Consider the following 22,613-nt stretch of genomic DNA (forward strand, 5'->3'; position numbering starts at 1 on the left):
CGTCAGCTGTCCTTGTTGCCTGCTTGTGCCAGTCGCGCCATGCGCTGGGTGTCGGCGAGGATGCCGCGCAACAGGCGCACTTCCTGCTCGCTTGGCTCGCTACGCAGGAACAGGCGGCGCAGCTTGCGCATCGCCGATTCCGGCGCGCGGCCCTTGTGGAAATCGATCTCGTCCAGCGTGTCGCCGAGCTGGGCGAAGAAGCTCTCCATCTGCTCATGGCTGGCGGCCTGTTCGCGGAAGCCGGGCTCGGGATTGGGGGCCGGCTGCGCGCCCAGCAGCTGCATGCGCGTTTCATAGGCCAGCACCTGTACGGCGGCCGCCAGGTTGAGCGAGCTGAACTCAGGATCGGACGGGATGTGCACCGCCGCATGGCAGAGCTGCAGTTCCTCGTTGGTCAGGCCGGTGCGCTCACGACCGAACACCAGCGCCACCTCGGCGCCCTCGCCCGCCTTGGCCACCGCGCGGGCGGCGGCATCGGCCGGCAGGTACTCCTCCAGCTGCACGCGGCGGGCACGCGCGGTGCAGCCCAGCACCAGGCGGCAATCGGCCACGGCCTCGGCCAGGGTGGCGACCACCGGGGCGTCCCCCAGCACATCTTCGGCCCCGGCCGAGCGGCGGAAGGCCTCCTCGTCCAGAGGCTTTTCGGGAGCGACCAGCACCAGGCGGGCCAGGCCCATGGTCTTCAGGGCACGGGCGGCGGCCCCCATGTTGCCGGGATGCTGGGTACCGACCAGGACGAATCGGAGGCGGGTGGCGGCGGGAAACTGGGACATGAACAGGGAAAAGGTCGAGCTGGACGATGACCAATGGTAAACTGTGCGGCCGGCCACTGCGCCGGACCCGCTCTTTTCCCCCGCCAGTCCATCTCTTCTGCCTTTCCGGGAGCCAACGCCATGCAGAAACCCGCCGTCACCGTCATGGTCAAGGCCGCCCGCCTCGCCGGCAACGTCCTGTTGCGCAACATCAACAAGCTCGAGGCACTGAACGTCGTGCAGAAGGGCCGGATGGACTACGCCAGCGAAGTGGATGCGGACGCGGAAAAGGTCATCGTCAAGGAACTCAAGCGCGCTTACCCGGACTACGGCATCTTCGGTGAAGAAGGTGGCGTGCAGGGCGAGCGTCGCCAGATGTGGGTCATCGACCCGCTGGACGGCACCAGCAACTACCTGCGTGGCGTGCCGCACTACTGCGTGTCGATCGCGCTGGTCGAGAACGGCGAGCCGACCGATGCGGTCATCTTCGATCCGCTGCGCAATGAACTGTTCACCGCCAGCCGTGGCGCGGGTGCCGTGCTGAACGACCGCCGCATCCGCGTGGCCGACCGCAAGGACCTGGAAGGCACCATGATCCACACCGGCTTCGCGCCGCGCGAGCGCAGCCGCGCCAGCGCCCAGCTGAAGGCGGTGGACGCCCTGCTGGTACACGGCGAGGACATCCGCCGCACCGGCTCGGCGGCACTGGACCTGGCCTACGTGGCCTGCGGCCGCGCCGACGCCTACTTCGAAGCCGGCGTGAAGGCGTGGGACATCGCCGCCGGCCTGCTGCTGGTCCGCGAGGCGGGCGGCAAGGTCTGTGACTTCAAGGGCGCGACCCTGGGCCGCATGGACAACCGTGGCCCGGAGACCCACCAGATCGTGGCCGGCAACCTGAAGGTGGCCGAGTCGCTGCAGAAGGTGCTGGTGAACACCGGCTACGCCGCCGAGTTCGACGCAAAGTTCTGAGGTTCCGCGTAAGGCGGTTCATGGAGACGGCACCTGCGAAGGTGCCGTTTTCGTTTGTGCGCACGGAGAGTCGTTTCCGCGACCGCGGAGGGGTGTCACTTTCTTTGCTCGTGCAAAGAAAGTGACACCCCTCCGCGGTCGCGGAAATGATCCTAGGCATCGCCTGGCGCCAACAATGCGTGCGCGCGCAAAACAAAAACGCCCGGCGCGAGGCCAGGCGTTCCTGCACTGCTTTACGAGCGAAAGCTCACGCCACCGTCGACGCCCGCAGCGCGGCGATGCGCTCTTCCAGCGGCGGGTGGCTCATGAACAGCTTCTTGGCCGTCGAACCGGCAATACCGAACGCGGCGATCTGGGTCGGCAGCGTGCTCTGGCCGTGGTTGAGCTGCAGGCGCTCCAGCGCGGCGATCATCTTCTGGCGGCCCGCCAGCGAGGCACCGCCTGCATCGGCGCGGAACTCGCGGTGGCGCGAGAACCACATGGCGATCATCGTCGCGAACAGGCCAAACACCATCTCCAGCACGAACACGATGATGTAGTACGCGAAGCCACGGCCGCCGCCTTCGCGGTTGCCCGACAGCGCGCTGTCGATGATGCCGCCGACCACGCGGGCCAGCACGATCACGAAGGTGTTCAACACGCCCTGCAGCAGCGCCATGGTGATCATGTCACCGTTGGCGACGTGGGCGATCTCGTGGCCCAGCACCGCTTCGGCCTCGTCTTCGCTCATGTTGTGCAGCAGGCCGGTGGACACCGCCACCAGCGCGTTGTTGCGGTTGGCACCGGTGGCGAAGGCGTTGATCTCCGGGCCGTCATAGACCGCGACTTCCGGCATGCCGATGCCGGCGGCCTTGGCCTGGCGCTCGACCGTGGCCAGCAGCCAGCGCTCGGTCTGGTTGCGCGGCTCGGTGATCACCACCGCACCGGTGGAGCGCTTGGCCATCCACTTGGACAGCAGCAGCGAGATGAAGGAGCCACCGAAACCGAAGATGCCGGCCATCACCAGCAGGCCGCTCATCGAACGCGCGTCCACGCCCAGGATCGACATGACGATGCCGGCCAGGATCAGGACCGCGAGGTTGGTCGCCAGGAACAGGGCAATACGGGTGAACATGGGAAAATCCGGCTCGGAAGGGGTCGATATCCGTCAATTTGCGGTGCGCTCAGCTTGAATTCAAGCGCCAACCTGACCGACGATTCAGCCTGCATGACCGCCATTGTTCCCTGCGGCCGCTTCGCGCCCTCGCCGACCGGCCTGCTCCATCCCGGATCCCTGCTCGCCGCCTTCGGCAGTTGGCTGCTGGCCCGCCACCATGGCGGCCTGTGGCGGCTGCGCATCGAAGACGTCGATCCGCCGCGCACCGTGCCCGGTGCCGCCACATCACAGCTGCAGGCGCTGGCCGCGTTCGGCCTCGCCCACGACGGCCCGATCCTCTGGCAGAGCACCCGCGGCGAGGCCTACCAGGCCGCACTGGACGTGCTGCTGGCCAGCGATCTGGCCTTCATCTGCCACTGCAGCCGCAGCGAGTTGGCCGCCAACGGCGGCATCCATCACCGCTGCGTTGCGCGGCAACCGCGACCGGACCCTGCCGTCCGCTTCCGCGTGCCACCGGGCAGCGTCGTGCACTTCAATGATGGCCTGCGCGGGCCGCAGCACCAGGACGTGCATGCCGAAGTCGGCGACTTCGTGCTGCGCCGTGCCGACGGCTGCTGGGCCTACCAGTTGGCCGTGGTGGTCGATGACGCCGAGCAGGGCGTGACCGAAGTGGTGCGCGGCGCCGACCTGCTCGACTCCACCGCGCGGCAGATCCTGCTGCAGCAGGCGTTGGGGCTGGCGGTGCCGCGCTACTGGCACCTGCCGCTGCTGCTCGATGCCCCAGGCCACAAGCTGTCCAAGTCGCTGGCGGCGCTGCCGGTGGACAGTTCGCGCCCGCTGCCAGTGCTGCGCCGGCTCTGGGAGTTGCTTGGCCAATCACCTCAAGCGCTGGAACCTGCCTGCGATCTGGATCCGCTGCTGGCGGCCGCCCGGCAGGCCTTCGACCCGGCACGGCTGCCACGTGGCGACATCCTGTTGCCGGCCGGCGCACTTTCCGCGCCGATGTTGCAGAATCCCCCTTCCCCCACCTGATTCCGGACAGCATTCCATGACATCTCGCGTCGCACTGGTCACCGGCGGAACCGGCGGCATCGGTACCGCCATCTGCCAACGCCTGGCCGACCAGGGCCACCGGGTCGCCACCAACTACCGCGACGAGGCCAAGGCCCGCGTCTGGCAGCAGGCGATGACCGAGCGCGGCTACCACGTGGCGATCTTCCCGGGCGATGTCTCCGATCCAGACAGCGCCGAAGCGCTGGTGCGCGCCGTCGAGGCCGAGCTGGGCCCGGTCGAGATCCTGGTCAACAACGCCGGCATCACCCGTGACACCACCTTCCACCGCATGCGCGCGGACCAGTGGCACGATGTGATCAACACCAATCTCAACTCGGTGTTCAACGTCACCCGGCCGGTCATCGAAGGCATGCGCCGCCGCGGCTGGGGCCGGGTCATCCAGATCAGCTCGATCAACGGCCTGAAGGGCCAGTACGGCCAGGCCAACTATGCTGCGGCCAAGGCCGGCATGCACGGCTTCACCATCTCGCTGGCCCGCGAGAACGCCGGCTTCGGCATCACGGTCAACACCATTTCGCCCGGCTACGTCGCCACCGACATGGTGATGGCAGTTCCGGAGGACGTGCGCGCCAAGATCATCGCCGACATTCCCACCGGGCGCCTCGGCAAGCCGGAAGAAATCGCCTATGGCGTGTCCTTCCTGGTGGCCGAGGAAGCCTCGTGGATCACCGGCAGCAACCTGGACATCAACGGCGGCCACCACATGGGCTGGTGAGCCGCGCAGGGGGCGCCGCGGCATGCACCGGCGGCCCCTGCCGATGGTCATGCTGCGCAGCACGCAAACCCTTGTTGCGCAACATGATCGCCCCTGAAAGCCAAGCCTGGCGGGGGCTGGGGCGGTTGCAACCGCTGCTGCACTGCGCCATGCTGCGCGTCTACTGTGACGAGTACCGCTTCATGGCTGCGACCCGCATCATCAAGAAGTATCCGAACCGCCGTCTCTACGACACCGAGATCTCCAGCTACATCACCATCGAGGACGTGCGGCAGCTGATCCTGGACGGTGAAGACTTCGAAGTCCGCGACGCCAAGAGCGGCGACGACCTCACGCGATCGGTCCTGCTGCAGATCATCGCCGACCAGGAACAGGACGGCGAACCGATGCTGTCCACGCAGCTGCTGAGCCAGCTGATCCGCTTCTACGGCGATTCCCTGCAGGGCTTCATGGGCAACTACCTGGAGCGCAGCATGCAGGTCTTCCTCGACCAGCAGCAACAGTTCCGCCAGCAGATGGGCAACCTGCTGGGCCAGACCCCGTGGGCGATGATGAACCAGCTGACCGAGCGCAACCTGGAGCTGTGGCAGGAATTCCAGCGCAGCATGGGCAGCGGCTTCGGTGGCCCGCGCCCGGGCGGCACCGGCACGGGCACCGGCAACAAGCCGAACGAACCGGGCACCGGCACCGGCAGCAAGACCCGCCGCTGAGCCGCTTCACAGGCTGATACGAAAACGGCGCGCCCCTGGCGCGCCGTTCTGTTTGGCATCGCGCCAACGATGCGTCAGCGTTTCGCCTTGCACCCCGTGCACACGCGCTCGACCTTGTACCCCTTCGCCTTCAGCTTCTCGACCACGCCATCACTGCCCAGCAGGTGCAGCGTGCCGACCACCACCAGCGTACCGCCCTGCCCGGCCTGCAGGTACGGCTGCAGCTTCGGCACCCAGGCATCGTTGCGCCCGGTGTTGATGCGCTGGTACAGCTGCGGGTACTGCTGGCGCATCTCTGCCGCCATCTTGGTCCACAGCAGGCGATCATCACCGCGGCGCCACGCATCATGCAGCAGCCGCGCCTGCTCATCGGCCTTGCCGGCCTGGTCCAGTGCTTCGGCCAGCATCTGCCGCTGTTCCTGCAGCGTCATTCCGTCAAGCATGCCGATCTGGGTATCAATGTCCTCCAGTCCCGCCGTCTTGCGGCCGGTCTTCTGCGCGCGCTCCATGAAGTGGCGGTCCAGGCCCAGCGCCGGGTCCAGGCCGAGCTTATGCATCTGCCCGATCGAAATGCTCAGGCCGACGAACCAGGGCTTCATGCCCTGCATCTGCGCCAGCGGCAACTGGTTCTGGGCAGCAAAGGCCTGCAGCTTCTGCCAGGTGGCCGCATCCAGATCACGCTTCAGCTCGCTGCCATCGGTGCGGATCGCCGCCTGCACCATGCGGCTGGCCAGCTGGGGCGACTGCATGTCTTCCGGCGACAGTTCGAACACTACCCGCTGTGAGGCCTCGAACGCCTGTTCGACATCGGGCGACAGCGGGTAGTCCTGCGGCTTCAGCAGGTGGAAGGAACCGAGCAGGTAGAGGCGTGAGTCGCCTGGGCCAGTCACTTTCCACAGCAACGGCACCGGCGGCCTGGCCGCCGCTGCGCCAGCGGTGTCGGCTTGCAGGGTACGTGCTGCAACCAGCGGTGCCAGCGCACAGGCCGCCAACAGAACGGCGGCACGCAACAGTGATCTGATCGGCATCTCAGCCTTCTCCTTCAGGCAGGTGGTAGGCCTTCTCGCCCGCTTCCACGCGCAGGTCCAGCCGGTTTTCAGGCGGCGCCAACGGGCAGGTTGCATAGGCGGTGAACGCACACGGTGGGTTGTAGGCATGGTTGAAATCGATGCGCACCGTACCATCGGCGCCTGGCGCATCGGTGTCCAGGTAACGCCCAGCCGGATAGCTGCCGCGACCGCTGGTGCGGTCGGCGAAGATCAGGAACAGCGGCTGCCCGGGTGCACCTATCGCCTCCAGCCGCCAGTTGCGGCCATCACGCTGGAACTCGACCGCGCCCGCGTTCGGCATCTCGGTGGTCAAGCCAGTGATATCGACGATCGGCAGGGTCTTGCCTGGCGGGTGCGCGATGAAGCGCGCCTGCACCTGCCAGTCAGGACCGCCCGGCCAGTACTCCAGGCCGGCGAACCCACGGCGTGCAGGCGCATCGGCGTGCTTGACCCGCAGCGCATCGCGCGGACCGCGACGGATGATGCTGAGCTGGCCTTTGCCACCATCGAAGGCCAGCAGCGTCGGCTGCGGATCCTTGTCGGTGTCGATGCGGATGCGGCCGCGCACCGGTTTGCCCCCATGGCTGACATCCGTACCGGCTTCGGGAGTGAACCACCATTGGCTGCCTTCGCGGCGCAGCAGGCCCAGCTTGTCCGGCCCCACCGCCAGGCGGATGCCATTGGTCGCGCCACTGCCGACAAAGTGCGATCTGTTCTGCAGCCAGTGCAGGCCGACCAGCGCTGTCCAACCGTCCGGGCGGGTCAGGTCCTGATAGCGTGCCACCCGCCACTGCTGCTGCCCGGCGGCATAGGACGGATCCTCCGCGGCCGAAGCCGGTGCCGGCGGCGGCGCGGGGCTGCAGGCGGCCAACACCATGGCGACCAGCAGGCCGCCCATTCCCCGATAACGCATCGATGCTCCCCTCAACGTCCGCGCAGGAACCAGCGGTCGATCTCCGCCAGCGAAAAACGGGCCCAGGTCGGCCGGCCGTGGTTGCATTGGCCGGACCTCTCGGTGATCTCCATGTCGCGCAGCAGCGCGTTCATTTCCGGCACGGTCAGGCGACGGTTGGCACGCACCGCGCCGTGGCAGGCCATGGTCGACAGCAGCTCGTCGCGCGCGCTGGCCACGCGGCGGCTCTGGCCGTGCTCGCGCAGGTCGGTCAGCACGTCGCGCAGCAGGCCTTCCGGTTCGGCATGCGCCAGCAGTGCCGGTATGCTGCGCACGTGCAGTGAACCGGGGCCGGCACGGGTCACTTCGAAGCCGAGTGCGGCCAGCGTGTCGGCTTCGCTTTCGGCGGTATCGGCCTCGCGCTCGCCCACCGCCAGCGTGATCGGCACCAGCAACGGCTGCGACTGCAGGCCGATGCCATCGTGCGCGTTCTTCAGCCGCTCGTAGCCGATGCGTTCGTGGGCCGCATGCATGTCGACCACGATCAGGCCTTCGGCGTTCTCGGCCAGGATGTAGATGCCATGCAGCTGCGCGATCGCATAGCCCAGCGGCGGCACGCCTGCGTCGGCACTGGTTACCGGCAGTCCGTTCTCGGTCGGCATCGGCGGCAGCGCAGCACCGCGCTCGGCGCCGGCCGGCGTGGCATACAGCGCGGCATAGGCAGCCGGTGCATCGGCCACCTGCAGGCCCAGGGGCTGCTGCGGGCGCCAGCCGGAAAAGCCACCGCCGCCTGCGCCCGAGCCGGCACCGGGCGCAGGCCCACGCACCAGCCCGAAACCCGATGCGCCCGCGCTCGATGCCATCGATGCAGCAGCGGCGTCCACCGGATGCACCGGACCCGCACCGATCTCCTGCGCCGACATGCCCGCGCGGGTATCAGCCAACGCGTCCTTCAGCGTGCGATAGACGAAGTCATGCACCAGCCGCGAATCACGAAAGCGCACCTCGTGCTTGGCCGGGTGCACGTTGACATCAACACGGGTCGGGTCCAGTTCGAGGAACAGCACATAGGCCGGCTGCCGACCGTGGTACAGCACATCGCCGTACGCCATCTTCACCGCGTGGGCGACGCTGCGATCGCGCACCGAACGGCCGTTGACGTACAGGTACTGCTGGTCGGCGCTGGCACGCGAGTAATGCGGCTGCGCGATCCAGCCATGCAGGCGCAGGCCGGCGCCACTGTGATCCACGCGCACGGCCTGGTTGGCGAAATCCTCGCCCAGCGTTTCTGCCAATCGCGTATCGGAATACAGATCGCCCGGCTTGTAACGGCGCGAGGCCTTGCCGTTGTGGGACACGCGCAGTTCGACGTCCGGCCGCGCCAGGGCCAGCGAGCGCAGCCATTCTTCGATATGGCCCAGCTCGGTGCGCTCGGCGCGCAGGAACTTGCGCCGCGCCGGTACGTTGTAGAACAGCTCGCGCACTTCCACCGTGGTACCCGGCGCATGCGCGCGCGGCGTCACCTCACCGATCTTTCCGCCTTCGATCTGCAGCGCGGAACCATGCTCGTCATGTGCGCGACGCGAGGCCAGGGTGAAGCGACTGACCGAGGCGATCGACGGCAGCGCTTCGCCACGGAAACCGAGCGTGGCCACCGATTCAAGATCGTCCAGATCGGCGATCTTGCTGGTCGCGTGGCGCGATACCGCCAGCGGCAGCTGCTCCGGCGCGATGCCACTGCCGTTGTCGCGGATGCGGATCAGGCGTACACCGCCCTCTTCAAGATCGATATCTACGCGGCTGGCACCGGCGTCGATCGCGTTCTCGACCAGCTCCTTGACCACCGAAGCGGGACGCTCGACCACTTCGCCAGCGGCGATCTGGTTGATCAGGATCTCCGGCAAGGGCCGGATCGGGCGCGGACCGGGCGCGCTCATGGGAGATGATGGGCAGCAGACTTCATGGGTCGATGATAGCGGAGCGCCCGTGGGTAGAGTCGACTGTCAGTCGACTGCTCTCCGCCCGGGCGCCGAAAAGCCCCGCGCTGCGCACGTAGTCAACCAACAGTCGACTCTACCGCGCTCTACAGGAAGCGGATTACTTGCTGCCGCCGGCCATGGTGGCTGCGGCGTCGATCTCGGCCTGGGCACGGGCCGCGTACAGCGTGCCCGGCGGTGGCTGGCGGCTGAAGAAGGTGTGCACGCCATCGAGCACGGCACCGGCGATCTTGCGCTGGTAGGCCGGGTCGGTCAGGCGACGCTCTTCATCCGGGTTGGAGATGAACGCGGTTTCCACCAGCATCGCCGGCATGTCCGACGTACGCAGCACCGCGAAGTTGGCGCGCTCGATGTTCGGCTTGTGGTTGTTGCCGATCCGCTTAAGGCCGCCCAGCACGTGGCCGGCGGCGTCTTCGGACGCCTTCATGTAGCCGCTCTGCGCCAGGTCCAGCAGCACATTGGCAAGCGTGCCCTCGGTCTGCTGCAGGCGAACGCCACCGACCAGATCGGCCGCGTTTTCCTTGTCTGCCAGCCAACGGGCGCGCTGCGAAGAGGCGCCCTTGGTCGACAGCACGTACACCGACGAACCGGTGGCCGAACGGTTCTCGGCCGCGTCGGCATGGATGGAAATGAAGATGTCTGCCTTGTTCGCACGCGCCTTCTGCGCGCGCATCGGCAGCGGAATGAACACGTCACTGTCGCGGGTCAGGTAGGCCTTCAGGCCCGGCGTCGCATTGACCTGACGGGCCAGTTCCCGCGCCACCGCCAGGGTGACATCCTTCTCACGCTTGCCGGTCGGGCCGATCGCGCCCGGATCCTGGCCTCCGTGACCGGGATCGATGGCCACCACCAGATGGCGCATGCCGGCCTGCATGCGGATGCGGGAGGCATCACTGGGCATGGCCGGGCGCGGCGGTTCCACCGGCGTCGGTGCCGGCGCAGGCACCGTGGCCGGCGGCGTGGTCACCACCGCTGCGGTGCGCTGCCCAGCGAGGATCGCGGCCGGCGAGGAAGAAGGCGAACTGCTGGCCACGGTACCCGCCGCCGCGACCTGGGCCGGCGCGGTGGATGGCGCCGGGGTAGGCGTGGCCGGCGCGGCGGCGGTGGCACTGGCCTGCTGCCGCACCTGGGCAGTCAGCAGCGCCGTGGCACGCGCGGCATCGGTACGCGCCTGCGCGCTCTCCGCCGGCGTCGGCGTCGGTGCGGGCGTGTTGGCCGGCGCCTGCGGCGGCACCGCCGGCGTCGCTGCCGGACGGCTGGCGGCCACGGCCGGGCCATCGCCCGGCCATTCGATCACCAGCTTGGATTCATTGCCCTCGCGCTGCATCTGTGGGCGGAACGGCGCCACCGATTCAGCAAGGTCGAAAACGACACGGAAGGTACCCGGCACCGGCTGTCCGGTGCGCACCGCGGTGACCACGCCCTGCGCCGCCGGCATTTTCAGGTTGCGTACGGCGCTGGAGTCCGGGAAATCGACCACCAGGCGGTTCGGTCCGGCCAGCGACAGCGTCTTGTAACCGCCACTGCCCACCAGCGAGATCTCGGCACGGGTGCCGGTGGCACCGGTATTCAGCAGGACCTGGCGAATTTCACCGGCCCACGCGCTGACGCTCGCCAGACCCAGTCCGACGGCGGCACAGATGGCGATGAGACGGTTCCCCGGGCGCATGGCTCAGGATTCAATCACCGCGCTGAACGGAATGCAACACCTTTTTCCTTAATAATCCGTAACCTGCCGGTGTTTGTTCTCGTCAGCCGACAGATATGGCCTGCAAGTCGCCTCCTTGGGGAAGCCGTTTCAGCCATTCATGCCCTGCGTCGCTGGCGCCAGTGAGACGAACGCGACGCCCTTGTCCCTCGATCTCCAGCGCCACCACCAGGTCGGTTGGCGGCAGCGCACCGGCACCGCGTTCCGGCCATTCAACCAGCCACAGTACCGCGCTGCCCTCGTCCAGCCCGAGGAAATCGAGTTCGCCGGCCTGCCCGATCCGGTACAGATCCAGATGCCAGGCCTCGCCACCGCCGGCCAGCGGATAGCGCTCGACCAGGGTGTAGGTCGGGCTGCGGATGGCGCCCTGGACACCCAGCGCGCGCAGCAGTGCGCGGGCCGTGGTGGATTTGCCGGCCCCCAGGTCGCCGCGCAGTTCGACCAGCGCCTGCGGCGGCCGCGTGGCCGCCAGCCATTGCCCGAGCAGTTCAGTGGCATCGCTGTCGGCAAGGAAGAAATCGATCATCGGGAAAGTTCCGGGTTGGCCAGTCGCCGCAACGGCGACAGCAGATCAGTAGGAAGCAGGCCGCGCGCGCCATCGGCGGCTGCGGCGTCGCCCGCGAGCCCATGCAGCAGCGCACCGGCCGCGGCGGCGTCGAAGGCGGCCAGGCCCTGCGCGCGCAGGCTGGCGATGATGCCGGTGAGCAGATCGCCCATGCCTCCCACGGCCATGCCGGGATTGCCTGCAGCGATCAGGCGTGGCGCCTGCCCGGGCGCCGTCACGATGCTGCCTGCGCCCTTCAACACCACCACGGCGTGGAAGCGTTCGGCCAACGCCTGCGCACAACGGTAGCGATCGGCCTGGATGTCAGCGGTACTGCAGCCGAGCAGGCGCGCGGCCTCGCCCGGATGTGGCGTAAGGATGGCGTCCGGCAGCGCGCGCGGATCCTGCGCCAGCAGGTTCAGTGCATCGGCATCGACCACCAGCGGTCTGGCGCTGGCCAGCGCCCGCGCAAACAGCGCGCGCGCCCATTCGTCCTGGCCCAGGCCCGGCCCGATCGCCACCACCCTGGCCTTGTCCAGCAGCGCCGGCAGCACATCGCCGTCTTCCAGCGCATGGGTCATCGCCTCCGGCAGGCGCGCCAGCAACGGGCCGACGTGATCGCGGCGGGTGCCCAGGCTCAGCAATCCGGCGCCGGCACGCAGCGCGGCCTCGGCCGCCATGGCGATGGCACCGCCGCTGCCATGGTTGCCGCCGACGCACAGCACGTGCCCGGATTCGCCCTTGTGGCTGTTGGCGCGGCGCGGCAGCAGCAGTGCCGGCAAGCGCGCCTGGGTCCAGTGCTCCACGGCGGGTGACACGCCCTGCCATGCGGCCGCGGGCAGCTGCAGCGGCGCCAGCGCCTTCCGCCCGCAATGATCCAGCGCATCGCCGGTATACAGCCCGCGATGCGGCACGATGAACTGCAGGGTCAAAGCGGCCTTCACCGCCACGCCCGGTACTGCACCGCGATCAGCGTCGACGCCACTGGGGACGTCCAGCGCCAGAACCGGTGCCGCCTGCGCGTTGAGGGCGACGATCAGCGCCTGCGCCACACCTTCCGGCACGCGATCGAAGCCCAGACCGAACAGGGCATCGACCCAGATATCGGCCTCGGGCAGCACGCCGTCGAAATCGGTGAGGGTGCCGCCACCGGACTTGAATTCCGATGCGGCACGCTGCGCCAGCGACGTCGCCGGTGGCTTGCCCGGCAAGGCGATCACCGTCACCGTACGCCCGGCCTTCCGTGCATGGCGGGCCAGCACCAGGCCATCGCCGCCGTTGTTTCCTGCGCCAACCACCACGCCGATCCGCTGCGCTTGTGGCCAATGCTGCAGCAGGCACTGCCAGGCGGCGTGGCCGGCCTGCGCCATCAGGCTCCAGCCGCCCTCGGCAGCCAGTGCCGAGGCCTGCGCATCAAGCGCACGCGCGGCAGCGGAATCGAACAGAGCGGCAAGGTTGGCCATGCGGGGATTTTATACTGGTGCATATGTCTCCCGCCCCCGCCCCTGTCGATCCGGCCCAGGCCGTACAGCGCATCCGCGAACTGGCGCGTGCGCATGGCTTCCAGCGCTGCGGCATCGCCGGCATCGAGCTGGGCGAGGACGAGGCGCACCTGGCCGACTGGCTGGGCCAAGGCCTGTACGGCACGATGGACTGGATGGCGCGCCACGGCACCCTGCGCGCGCGCCCGGCCGAGCTGCTGCCCGGCACGGTGCGGGTGATCTCGGTAGGCATGGACTACAGCCACAAGGACGACACCGAAGCCTGGGCAACCCTGGCCGACCCGGGCCGCGCCTACGTGGCCCGTTACGCCTTGGGCCGCGACTACCACAAGCTGATGCGCAACCGCCTGCAGAAGCTGGCCACGCAGATCAACGATGAAGTGGCACCGCTGGGCTACCGGGTATTCGTCGATTCGGCGCCGGTGCTGGAGCGCGCACTGGCGCGCAACGCGGGGCTGGGCTGGATCGGCAAGCACACCTGCCTGATCGACCGCAACGGCGGTTCCTGGTTCTTCATCGGCGAGATCTACATCGATATCCCGCTGCCGATCGATGCGCCGGCTACGGCACACTGCGGCACCTGCACGCGCTGCATCGATGTCTGCCCTACCCGCGCGATCACCGGCCCGCAGCGGCTGGACGCGCGGCGCTGTATTTCCTACCTGACCATCGAGCACGACGGTGCCATCCCCGAAGACATGCGGCCGTTGATCGGCAACCGCATCTACGGCTGTGACGACTGCCAGCTGGTCTGCCCCTGGAACAAGTTCGCCAAGCGTACCGACGAAGCCGATTTCCGCGCGCGCAACAACCTCGATACCGCGCGCCTGGACCAGCTGTTCGCCTGGGACGAAGCCGAGTTCCTGCGCCGCACCGAAGGCAGCCCGATCCGGCGCAGCGGCCATGAGCGCTGGCTGCGCAACATCGCCGTGGCGCTGGGCAATGCGCCGTCCTCGGCCGAAGCGCTGGCTGCCCTGCAGACCCGCATCGACGATCCCTCGCCGCTGGTGCGTGAACACGTGCAGTGGGCACTGGGCCAGCACACGGTGCGCTGACGTGCGATCCTGAGCCCCCGTTCCGCCCGCAGCACGCCGTTCCCATGCAGCCACGCAACAACGACATCCTCACCCCCAGCCAGCTCAACACCCTGGCCCGCGACCTGCTGGAAGGCAGCTTCCCGGCGATCTGGGTCGAGGCCGAACTGGGCAGCGTGGCGCGTCCCGCCTCCGGGCATCTGTATTTCACCCTGAAGGACGCACGTGCGCAGCTGCGCGCGGCGATGTTCCGAATGAAGGCGCAGTATCTGAAGTTCGTGCCGCGCGAAGGCATGCGCGTGCTGGTGCGCGGCAAGGTGACCCTGTACGACGCCCGTGGCGAGTACCAGATGGTGCTGGACCACATGGAGGAAGCCGGCGAAGGCGCACTGCGCCGCGCCTTCGAGGAGCTGAAGGCACGGCTGGAGGCCGAAGGCCTGTTCGACCCGGCACGCAAGCGGCCGCTGCCGGCGCACGTGCAGCGCCTTGCGGTGATCACCTCCACCACCGGCGCCGCTGTGCGCGACGTGCTGAGCGTGCTCGGCCGCCGCTTCCCGCTGCTGGAAGTGGACCTGCTGCCGACCCTGGTGCAGGGCAGCAGCGCCGCTGCACAGATCACCCGCCTGCTGCAGGCCGCCGATGCCAGTGGCCGCTACGACGTGATCCTGCTGACCCGTGGCGGCGGTTCACTGGAAGACCTGTGGGCCTTCAACGATGAAGCACTGGCCCGTGCGATCGCCGCCAGCCGCACCCCGGTAGTGTCGGCGGTGGGCCATGAAACCGACTTCAGCCTGAGCGACTTCGCCGCCGACCTGCGTGCACCGACGCCATCGGTGGCAGCCGAGCTGCTGGTACCGGACCAGCGCGAACTGGCCCTGCGCCTGCGGCGCACCGCGGCACGCATGGCGCAGCTGCAGCGGCACACGATGCAGCAGGCGATGCAACGTGCTGACCGTGCCCTGCTGCGCCTGAACGCGCAGAGCCCGCAGGCGCGACTGGACCTGTTGCGCCGCCGCCAGCTCGATCTGGGCCGGCGCCTGCATGCCGCGTTCAACCAGCAGCAGGAGCGCCGTGCTGCGCGCCTTCGCCATGCAGCGGCGGTCCTGCGCGGGCACCACCCACAGCGCCAGCTCGACACGATGCAACGCCGCCTGGCCGCCCTGCGCGGACGACCGCAGGCAGCGATGCAGCGTCTGCTGGAACGCGATGCGCTGCGCCTGCGCGGGCTGGCGCGTTCGCTGGAAGCGGTCAGCCCGCTGGCGACTGTAGCGCGCGGCTACAGCATCCTGACCCGCAGTGACGATGGCACGCTGGTGCGCCAGGTCGATCAGGTACAGCCCGGCGACGCATTGCAGGCGCGCGTGGGCGACGGCGTGATCGACGTGCAGGTCAAGTAAAGGGGTTCGGCAGGGCTGCGCCCTGCACCTGCAGAGGCAAATGCAACAGCCGAAGCAACAGCGAAAGCGGCTCTGGACTGCTGATAGCTTGGCGGGGTGGTGTGGCTGTGCAGGACACGCCGTAAACCCATCCCTGGGGGCTCGATGGCGCCATCCATGGCGCCAACGGTCCTGCACAGCCACACCGCCCCACCCTCGACAGTGTCCCGATGACGGTCGGTAGATCCACGCCATGCGTGGATGAATCTCTTTCAGATATCGAATCAATTCGGGGTCAGATCCGTTTTCCTGCGGAAAACGGATCTGACCCCAAGCGCCATTCCGGCAGATCGCGGACATCTGTCGAAGGCGGGGTGGGTCCGGTTGCGGGGGCGTGAGCCGCATGGATGCGGCGACCGAGCTTACATGGACGTACTTGCAGCGGCCCCCGCAACCGGACCCACCCCGCCATCCCACGGAATGCACGCTGTTGCTGTTGCTGTTGCTGTTGCTTCGGCAGGTGCAGGGCTGCAAGCCCTGCCGAACAACCCCCTACTTTGCCTGCTCGCAGAACTTCTGCCGGTACTCGAGTGCCTTCGGCATCAACGCCTGCAGGTTCTGGATACGGGTACCCGGGTTCGGGTGAGTCGACGCGAACTCCGGCGGTGACTGGCCACCACTGGCCTGGCCCATGCGCTGCCACAGCGGCACCGCCTCGCGCGGGTCGAAGCACGCCGCCGCAGCCAGCATCAGTCCCACTTCATCGGCCTGCGTCTCGTGGCTGCGCGCATAGGGCAGCAGATACCCGTAGCCCATCGCCGACATCATCATCTGTTGCTGCTGCGCATCCATGCCGCTGGCGGCGCCGGCCATCTGCCCGATCTGGGTCAGCTTCTGCTGCGCCATCCGCTGCGCACCGTGGCGCAGCAGCGCATGGGCAATCTCGTGGCCCATCACCACCGCCATCGCGTCGCGCGTGCGCGCCACCGGCACCAGGCCGGTATAGACCGCCATCTTGCCACCAGGCAGGCAGAATGCGTTGGCCTGTTCAGATGGGATCACGTTGACTTCCCACTGGAAATCACGCGCGAAATGCGCCGGCTGAACGCCGTGCTCCTGCGCCAGTGCAGTCTCCACCACATCAACCTTGGCAATCAGGCGCTGGGCGATGTCGCGCACATCGCGCGCGATCGGCGCGTTGGAGTCCATCGGCGGCTCCTCCGAGAGGATCTGCTGGTAGGCCTGCAGGCCCAAGGCGGTCTCCTGGCGGGCGTCCAGGCTGCTGTCAATCATCACCTTCTCGCCAGTGTAGGGGTCCACCGTGCGATTGGAAAACCAGTAGAAGAGCGCATAGCCGGCGGCCAGCAACAGCACCCACCAGCGGATGTTGCCAAACAGGCCGCGACGCTGCGGGCCTTGGGGCGAGCGGGAAAAGGGATCATTGCGCATCAGGTGTCGTCCAGCAGGCCCCGCCGGCCGGCGGGCACGGCGCAATCTTAGTGCGCGGGCGCCAGCAGCGGGTGAAGCCCGGTGCCGCTCAGATGCCCCGCACCAGGCGGAAACCGATGCGCGCGCTGGTGGTGTCCGAATCCTGCGACTGCCGCCACGCCGCACGGGTCTGCTCCGGCGCGTTGGCCCAGTTGCCCCCGCGGATCACCCGTGCGCGGCAGCCCGGGTTGAACCAGGCCGCGCCATCGGAGGGCGCGCGCCGGTAGCTGGCATGCCAGCAATCGGCCACCCACTCGCTGAGATTGCCCGCCATGTCGTGCAGGCCGAAGGCATTGGCCTGGAAACTGGCCACCGGCGCGGGCCCCCACCAGCCATCGCCATAGCCGATGAAGGCGTTGTGCCAGTGCCGTCCCGATGGCGAGACATCCTTGCTGCCAGTGAAGTTGCCAGCACCGGGCGGCGGCGTGCCGGCGGCGCCCCACGGATAGCGGCCACTGCTGCCGGCGCGCAGCGCGTATTCGAACTCGGCCTCGCTGGGCAACCGGTAGCTGCGCCCGGTCTGCTCGGACAACCACGCCGCATAGTTTTCGGCATCGCGGATACTGACATGCATCACCGGCGAATTGGCCATCGCGAGGCCACCGTCGTAGTCCGAACGCCAGTCCACGCCGCTGCGGCGGATGAAGTTGCCGCTGCGTTCGTCATAGACCACCGAATGGCCGCGACGGGTCGCACGCGGGCGCGCATTGGTCGCCTTCACGTAGCGCTGGAAATCGCTGACCGTCACCTCGGTGATCGCCATCGCGAAGCCTCGATCAAAGCGTACATAATGCGATGGCCGCTCGGCATCGCTGGCGCCCGGCTCGGCATCACCGGCCCCCATCTGGAAGCCGCCGTGCGGGACCACCACCATCTGCGGCCCGCGCCCGCCATCGCGCATGGCATCGCTGAATACCTGCCCCGGGCGGAAGCTGCCGTAGTGCGTGGCCAGGTCAATGCGCTCACGCAGCTGGGCCACCACCGGGTCTCCCGGCAGGGCGATGCGCAGGGCCTCGGCCAGTTTCTCGCGTGCCGGCTTCAGGCCCTGCGGCGTGGACAGGTCGCGCAGGCCGTCATCGCGCAGCTGCAGCAACACCGCCGCACGGATCTGCTCGATGCGCTCGAACGCGTCGGCAATGGTCGGCGATGAGTCGCGCACCTTGCTGGCTTCGGCCAACCAAGTGCCCGCGCTGGCGAAATCGCGCGCGCGTGCAGCATCTTCGGCGCGGCGGATCAGCCCGCTTTCGGCTGCGGCCAGTCCCTGCCGCGCACGGCTGTTGTTCCCATCCAGTGCCAGCGCCTCGCGGAAGTTGCCAATAGCCCCGTCCCCGTCTTCGCCGATCCGGCCCGAGCGCAGGTCCTCTTCACCAGCGCGGTTGTAAGCCACCACCCGCTGGGCAAGCTCCACCCGTCCCTGCAGCGCGCGCACCTTCCCGTCCTTCGGCGCCAGCGTCAGCAGAACCAGCGCCTGGCGGCTGGCCTCGGCCAGCGCCTCGCGCTGCCTGAGCGGCCGCACCAGCAGCGCATCCGCCTGCTGCTGCAGCCGCTGGCGGGCACGCTGCAGGCCTTGGCGGGCCTGGCGGTCATCCGGATCCTCTTCCTGTACCGCCAGCCACAGTGGAATGGCGGCATCGGCATCCTGGTACAGCCGGCCCTCGTTGAAGGCCTGCCCGGCCGCGCGGCGCAACTGCGCCAGGCTTCGCCCCTGTCGGTCCACCCGCGGCGGCGTCCATTGCTGCACATCCTCGGCGGCATCCTCGCCGGCGATGGTCACGCTGCCCTGCCCGGCCTGTGGACGCTCGTCGCTGTCCGTGTTCGCAGACAGGCGCGTCCCTTCCCCGGCACTCGGGTCCACTGCCGTGGGGGGCGACGGCGTGCAGCCGGCCAGGGCCACGGCCACGGCGGTGCACAGCACGGACGACAGCGGAAAACGCAAGCAGGATCTCCTTCGGCAGGGACGCGCACCGACGTTAGGCTATTCTCCCCTGCCTGAGCAAACCCGAGTAGTAGGCCCTGACCCGTGGCAACCTGGATCACCACCCCCGCCGAGCTGGATGCGTACTTCCAGCAGCGTCCGGCCCGCATCGGCCTGGACACCGAATTCATCCGTGAACGCACCTTCTGGCCGCAGTTGGCTTTGGTGCAGATGGCGGTCGGGCAGGACATCCTGCTGATCGATCCGCTGATTCCCGGCATGACCGAGGCGCTGGCGCCCTGGCTGGCCGATGAATCGATCACCAAGGTGATGCACAGCGCCAGCGAAGACCTGGTCGCCTTCAAGTGGACCTGCGGCGTGTTGCCGCGACCGCTGTTCGACACACAGATCGGCGCCTCGCTGGCCGGCATTGGTGGCGGCATGGGCTACCAGAAGCTGGTCGCGGAAATCACCGGCGTGGCGCTGGCCAAGGGCGAAACCCGCTCGGACTGGATGCGCCGTCCACTCTCGGAGTCGCAACTGCAATACGCCGCCGACGACGTCGAGCACCTGTTCGCGCTGCATGACGCCATTGATGCCAAGTTGCAGGCACTGGGCCGCCAGCAGTGGCTGCACGACGACGGCGAGCGCCTGCTGGCCAGCGTCGCCAATGACGAGGACCGCTGGCCGCATCTGGCGATGCGCTCAGCGCAGTTTCTCGATGCTCCCGCGCAGCGCCGCCTGCTGCGCCTGCTGCGCTGGCGTGATGTGCAGGCACGCAGCAGCGACCGCCCGCGCAGCTGGATCCTGGACAACGAACTGGCCGCCACGCTGGCACGCACGCCACCGGCCGATGCCGCCGCGCTGGCCACGCTGTTTGAACAGTTCCCGAAGGCACCGCGCAAGCTCGCCGGCGCGGTGTGGCAGGCGCTGGACACGCCGCTGGCCGATGAGGCCGAGGCACCGCTGGCGTTGCCCGCCAACGACACCAACAAGCAGGCACTGAAGAGGCTGCAGGACGCCGTTGCCGAGCGCAGCCGCGAGCTGGGCCTGCCGGATGGCGTGCTGGCCTCGCGCAAGCATCTGGAAAGCTACCTGGAGCGCCGCCAATGGCCGGCCGCTCTGGCCGGCTGGCGCCAGCAGGAACTGGAGTCGCGGCTGCAGGCGCTGCTGCCGGCACGCTGAAGCAGCGGGCACGGCGCCGGATTGCGGTCCGGCTACCGTCGAAGGCCACGAAAAAGAGCGACGCGGATCACCGGGCCGCCCTTTGCATTCCAGCAGTGCGATGGCGGGAAGACCCGCCACCGTGGCAACGCCTTACCAGTTCATGTTCAGCGAGACACCGACGGTGCGCGGTTCGTTGTAGACCGCGGCCATGTAGTTCTCGATCACACCCTTGAGGTTCTTCTCGTTGGTGATGTTGCGCGCGAACAACGCCACTTCGTAGGCACCGTAATTGCCCGAGTAGCCGATCTTCAGGCCACCTTCGAAGTCACCCTTGGAGTTGAACTCCTTGCTGTCGTACAGCACGAAGCTGGTGTAACCCTGCTTGTTCCAGTCGGTGGACACGAACATGGTGCCAGCGTCGCTGACCGGGAAGTCGTAGCGGGCAGCCAGGTTCACGTTGTACTTCGGTGCGTTCGGCAGCGGGTTGCCGTCGATCTGCGCGAAGGTGTTGGCGCCGACCTTGATGGTCGGGTCATTCACCGTGCACACCACCTGGCCGTTGAGGCCGCAGACCTGTGCGTAGACGCGCTTGTCCTTGATTTCGCTGTGCAGCAGGCTCAGGCCGGCGCTCAGGGTCAGGTTCGGGATCGGGCGCAGCTCCATGTCCGCTTCGAAGCCGTAGGCCCTGGCCTTGTCGGCGTTGAACAGCACGCCGTTGCCGTCCGAATCGTTGCCGTTGAGCTGGATGTCGTTGACGGTGTAGGTGAACGCGGTGGCGTTCAGGCGCAGGCGGTTGTCCCACAGGCTGCTCTTCACGCCCGCTTCCCAGGACAGGATCGTCTCGGAATCGGCGGTGGTGAAGTCGGCATTGAACACGGCCGAGCGGCCCTGGATGGTCGGGCCGCGGAAGCCGCGGGCGACCTTGGCATAGACGCTGACGTCCGGCGTGACCTGATACATCGCGCTCAGATCCCAGCTCGGGGTGGTGTCGGACATCTTGACGTCGGTGCGGCCCTTGTAGATGACCACGCCAGCGGCAGTGTCAGCCGTCTTCAGCAGGCGGGTGTGCTTCTCGTCCCGGGTCTGGCGCAGGCCGGCGGTGACGGTGAACTTTTCGGTGAAGGCATAGCTCAGCTGGCCGAAACCGGCCCACGAGGTGTTCTTGTTGCGCAGGCGCACCCAGTTGTTCGGGTTACGTGCCGGGCCCTGCAGGAACCACGCGCGCTGGTAGAAGTCGGTGGTGTCGCTGCCGTTGAAGTAGAACGCACCGGCCTGCCACTGCAGCGCGCGGTCGTCATGGCTGGCCAGGCGGAATTCCTGGGTCCACTGGTCCAGGTCGCGGATGCGGCCCATCGACTGGCCGTAGCCGTTCGGCACGCCGTTGACCGGGAAGTTCGCCGCGGCGCCACCGTCGGTGTCACCACGGCTGTAACCGGAAGTGGTCTCGTAGGCGGTGATCGAGGTGAAGTCGATCGCACCGAAGTCGTAGCGTGCCTTCACCGAGCCGCCGTAGGTCTTGTAGGCCTGCGGGTTGTTGTCGGCCTCGTCGTAGGCGACCTTGTCGCGCGGCACGTCGGTCTTGTTCGAGCCCTTGGTCAGCGCACCGCGCAGGAACAGGGTCGAGGTGCCTTCATAGTCGCGGGCGTGGGCCGAGGCCAGGATCGAGAGCTGGTCGCTCGGGGTCAGCAGCAGCTGGGCGCGCACGTTGCGGTCGTCGAAGCCGCCCATGGCGTTCTTCTTCGGGCTGACCGTGCCATCGGCGCTCGGGCCCTTGTAGGTGTTGTCGACGTAGTCATCGCGGTGCTGGTACAGCGCCGACACGCGGAACGAGGCGATGTCGTTGATCGGGCCGCCGAAGCCGCCGTCGATCGACACGCTGTTGTAGGTGGCGTAGCTGGCGCTGACGCGGCCGGTGTAGTCCTGGGTCGGCTTCAGGGTGTCGAACTTGACGATGCCGGCGGTGGTGTTGCGGCCGAACAGCGAGCCCTGCGGGCCGCGCAGCACTTCCACCTGGTCTACGTCATAGACCGGGTTGGACTTCAGCACCACGTGCTCCAGCACCACGTCGTCCTGGATGATCGACACCGGCTGCGAGGCTCCCAGGTAGAAGTCGATGTTGCCCAGGCCGCGGATGTAGAAGCGCGGAAAGATCCGGCCGGTGGTGGTTTCCGCATACAGGCTCGGCACGCGGCCGGACAGTGCCAGCAGGGTGTCGTCGCCGCCGGCGGTGAAGTCGCGCATGCGCTCGCCCTGCACCACACCCACCGAGACCGGCACTTCCTGCAGGTTCTGCTCACGGTGTTCGGCGGTCACGGTGATCGTGTCCAGGCCGGTTGGGGTCGGCGCGCTGTCCTGCGCGGCGGCACCGAAGCTGCCCGCCAGGGCCAGGCCAGCACAGGCCAGGGCCAGCGGGTGACGGCGGAAGGAAACAAAGGAAGACGACAGACCCGACAGGCGGCGGGAATCGGAATGGGAGGGCATGGAATGCTCTGAGGAGGCGTCCGTGCGGCCTGCGCGAGCCGGGCGGCAAAAGGGAGGAGAACTGCGCAAGCGGCCATTATCCCCCAAATTGTTACGATTTCGTTGCGCAGCACCCAAACCCGGCGAAACAAGCGCTTTCGGCAC

Annotated in this window: 18 protein-coding genes; 7 read left to right on the top strand and 11 right to left on the bottom strand. The window is 68.0% G+C overall.

Annotated features, from left to right (window positions below):
* Positions 1–2 precede the first annotated feature (2 nt).
* Positions 3–773 carry an RNA methyltransferase gene (locus G370_RS0110205; protein ID WP_019660517.1) on the bottom strand — a complete coding sequence of 257 codons (771 nt, stop codon included), beginning with the start codon at positions 771–773 and terminating at the stop codon, positions 3–5.
* 120 nt (positions 774–893) lie between these two features.
* Between G370_RS0110205 and G370_RS0110210 the strand changes: the two genes are divergently transcribed.
* Entirely contained in the window at positions 894–1,721 is an 828-nt protein-coding gene (locus G370_RS0110210) for an inositol monophosphatase family protein (RefSeq protein ID WP_005417749.1), read from the top strand.
* A gap of 247 nt (positions 1,722–1,968) precedes the next feature.
* Here the strand turns inward: G370_RS0110210 and htpX are convergent, their stop codons facing one another.
* Positions 1,969–2,835: a protease HtpX gene (gene htpX / locus G370_RS0110215; RefSeq protein ID WP_019660518.1), complete on the bottom strand. Its 867-nt coding sequence runs from the start codon at positions 2,833–2,835 to the stop codon at positions 1,969–1,971.
* Between the two features lie 93 nt (positions 2,836–2,928).
* Here htpX and gluQRS point away from each other — a divergent pair, with 93 nt between their 5' ends.
* The 3 genes from gluQRS (at position 2,929) to phaR (ending at position 5,316) form a co-directional block, all read left to right on the top strand.
* On the top strand, positions 2,929–3,849 hold the full coding sequence (gluQRS, locus tag G370_RS0110220) for a tRNA glutamyl-Q(34) synthetase GluQRS (protein ID WP_019660519.1): 921 nt from the start codon (positions 2,929–2,931) through the stop codon (positions 3,847–3,849).
* Between the two features lie 16 nt (positions 3,850–3,865).
* Positions 3,866–4,606, top strand: coding sequence for an acetoacetyl-CoA reductase (gene phbB / locus G370_RS0110225; protein ID WP_019660520.1), 741 nt, complete (start codon positions 3,866–3,868; stop codon positions 4,604–4,606).
* 182 nt (positions 4,607–4,788) lie between these two features.
* The gene (phaR, locus tag G370_RS0110230; protein WP_026347074.1) at positions 4,789–5,316 is read left to right on the top strand and encodes a polyhydroxyalkanoate synthesis repressor PhaR; all 528 of its coding nucleotides are present in this window, start codon (positions 4,789–4,791) and stop codon (positions 5,314–5,316) included.
* A 74-nt stretch (positions 5,317–5,390) separates the two neighbouring features.
* Here the strand turns inward: phaR and G370_RS0110235 are convergent, their stop codons facing one another.
* From G370_RS0110235 to G370_RS0110260, 6 genes are all read right to left on the bottom strand, one after another.
* The gene (locus G370_RS0110235; protein WP_019660522.1) at positions 5,391–6,344 is read right to left on the bottom strand and encodes a TraB/GumN family protein; all 954 of its coding nucleotides are present in this window, start codon (positions 6,342–6,344) and stop codon (positions 5,391–5,393) included.
* A 1-nt stretch (position 6,345) separates the two neighbouring features.
* Positions 6,346–7,278: a DUF1684 domain-containing protein gene (locus G370_RS0110240; protein WP_019660523.1), complete on the bottom strand. Its 933-nt coding sequence runs from the start codon at positions 7,276–7,278 to the stop codon at positions 6,346–6,348.
* Positions 7,279–7,289: 11 nt separating this feature from the next.
* Entirely contained in the window at positions 7,290–9,194 is a 1,905-nt protein-coding gene (gene mutL / locus G370_RS0110245) for a DNA mismatch repair endonuclease MutL (RefSeq protein WP_019660524.1), read from the bottom strand.
* Positions 9,195–9,354: 160 nt separating this feature from the next.
* Positions 9,355–10,923 (bottom strand): N-acetylmuramoyl-L-alanine amidase, encoded by a 1,569-nt coding sequence (locus G370_RS0110250; RefSeq protein WP_019660525.1) that lies wholly within the window; start codon positions 10,921–10,923, stop codon positions 9,355–9,357.
* Between the two features lie 82 nt (positions 10,924–11,005).
* Positions 11,006–11,488 (bottom strand): tRNA (adenosine(37)-N6)-threonylcarbamoyltransferase complex ATPase subunit type 1 TsaE, encoded by a 483-nt coding sequence (tsaE, locus tag G370_RS0110255; protein ID WP_019660526.1) that lies wholly within the window; start codon positions 11,486–11,488, stop codon positions 11,006–11,008.
* Positions 11,485–12,969, bottom strand: coding sequence for a bifunctional ADP-dependent NAD(P)H-hydrate dehydratase/NAD(P)H-hydrate epimerase (locus G370_RS0110260; protein ID WP_019660527.1), 1,485 nt, complete (start codon positions 12,967–12,969; stop codon positions 11,485–11,487). Before G370_RS0110260 ends, tsaE begins: the two co-directional genes overlap by 4 nt.
* A gap of 23 nt (positions 12,970–12,992) precedes the next feature.
* Between G370_RS0110260 and queG the strand changes: the two genes are divergently transcribed.
* Positions 12,993–14,063, top strand: coding sequence for a tRNA epoxyqueuosine(34) reductase QueG (gene queG / locus G370_RS0110265; RefSeq protein ID WP_019660528.1), 1,071 nt, complete (start codon positions 12,993–12,995; stop codon positions 14,061–14,063).
* A 44-nt stretch (positions 14,064–14,107) separates the two neighbouring features.
* Positions 14,108–15,439 (top strand): exodeoxyribonuclease VII large subunit, encoded by a 1,332-nt coding sequence (gene xseA, locus G370_RS0110270; protein ID WP_019660529.1) that lies wholly within the window; start codon positions 14,108–14,110, stop codon positions 15,437–15,439.
* A 531-nt stretch (positions 15,440–15,970) separates the two neighbouring features.
* Here the strand turns inward: xseA and G370_RS0110275 are convergent.
* Positions 15,971–16,867 (bottom strand): M48 family metallopeptidase, encoded by an 897-nt coding sequence (locus tag G370_RS0110275; protein ID WP_019660530.1) that lies wholly within the window; start codon positions 16,865–16,867, stop codon positions 15,971–15,973.
* An 88-nt stretch (positions 16,868–16,955) separates the two neighbouring features.
* The gene (locus G370_RS0110280; protein WP_019660531.1) at positions 16,956–18,842 is read right to left on the bottom strand and encodes a formylglycine-generating enzyme family protein; all 1,887 of its coding nucleotides are present in this window, start codon (positions 18,840–18,842) and stop codon (positions 16,956–16,958) included.
* Positions 18,843–18,926: 84 nt separating this feature from the next.
* On the opposite strand from G370_RS0110280, the gene rnd reads away from it, so the two are divergent.
* Entirely contained in the window at positions 18,927–20,006 is a 1,080-nt protein-coding gene (gene rnd, locus G370_RS0110285; protein ID WP_019660532.1) for a ribonuclease D, read from the top strand.
* A 132-nt stretch (positions 20,007–20,138) separates the two neighbouring features.
* Here the strand turns inward: rnd and G370_RS0110290 are convergent, their stop codons facing one another.
* Positions 20,139–22,469 (bottom strand): TonB-dependent receptor, encoded by a 2,331-nt coding sequence (locus G370_RS0110290; RefSeq protein ID WP_019660533.1) that lies wholly within the window; start codon positions 22,467–22,469, stop codon positions 20,139–20,141.
* Positions 22,470–22,613: the final 144 nt, after the last annotated feature.

This window comes from Stenotrophomonas hibiscicola ATCC 19867 (genome assembly GCF_000382065.1).
Classification (GTDB): domain Bacteria; phylum Pseudomonadota; class Gammaproteobacteria; order Xanthomonadales; family Xanthomonadaceae; genus Stenotrophomonas; species Stenotrophomonas hibiscicola.

Bases quoted from the DNA above. Each gene is read 5' to 3' on its own strand.
- G370_RS0110205 (WP_019660517.1), bottom strand. From the start codon at position 773: ATGTCCCAGTTTCCCGCCGCCACCCGCCTCCGATTCGTCCTGGTCGGT.
- tsaE (WP_019660526.1), bottom strand. From the start codon at position 11,488: ATGATCGATTTCTTCCTTGCCGACAGCGATGCCACTGAACTGCTCGGG.
- G370_RS0110210 (WP_005417749.1), top strand. From the start codon at position 894: ATGCAGAAACCCGCCGTCACCGTCATGGTCAAGGCCGCCCGCCTCGCC.
- xseA (WP_019660529.1), top strand. From the start codon at position 14,108: ATGCAGCCACGCAACAACGACATCCTCACCCCCAGCCAGCTCAACACC.
- mutL (WP_019660524.1), bottom strand. From the start codon at position 9,194: ATGAGCGCGCCCGGTCCGCGCCCGATCCGGCCCTTGCCGGAGATCCTG.
- G370_RS0110260 (WP_019660527.1), bottom strand. From the start codon at position 12,969: ATGGCCAACCTTGCCGCTCTGTTCGATTCCGCTGCCGCGCGTGCGCTT.
- queG (WP_019660528.1), top strand. From the start codon at position 12,993: ATGTCTCCCGCCCCCGCCCCTGTCGATCCGGCCCAGGCCGTACAGCGC.
- G370_RS0110275 (WP_019660530.1), bottom strand. From the start codon at position 16,867: ATGCGCAATGATCCCTTTTCCCGCTCGCCCCAAGGCCCGCAGCGTCGC.
- gluQRS (WP_019660519.1), top strand. From the start codon at position 2,929: ATGACCGCCATTGTTCCCTGCGGCCGCTTCGCGCCCTCGCCGACCGGC.
- htpX (WP_019660518.1), bottom strand. From the start codon at position 2,835: ATGTTCACCCGTATTGCCCTGTTCCTGGCGACCAACCTCGCGGTCCTG.
- phbB (WP_019660520.1), top strand. From the start codon at position 3,866: ATGACATCTCGCGTCGCACTGGTCACCGGCGGAACCGGCGGCATCGGT.
- G370_RS0110250 (WP_019660525.1), bottom strand. From the start codon at position 10,923: ATGCGCCCGGGGAACCGTCTCATCGCCATCTGTGCCGCCGTCGGACTG.
- phaR (WP_026347074.1), top strand. From the start codon at position 4,789: ATGGCTGCGACCCGCATCATCAAGAAGTATCCGAACCGCCGTCTCTAC.
- G370_RS0110235 (WP_019660522.1), bottom strand. From the start codon at position 6,344: ATGCCGATCAGATCACTGTTGCGTGCCGCCGTTCTGTTGGCGGCCTGT.
- G370_RS0110290 (WP_019660533.1), bottom strand. From the start codon at position 22,469: ATGCCCTCCCATTCCGATTCCCGCCGCCTGTCGGGTCTGTCGTCTTCC.
- G370_RS0110240 (WP_019660523.1), bottom strand. From the start codon at position 7,278: ATGCGTTATCGGGGAATGGGCGGCCTGCTGGTCGCCATGGTGTTGGCC.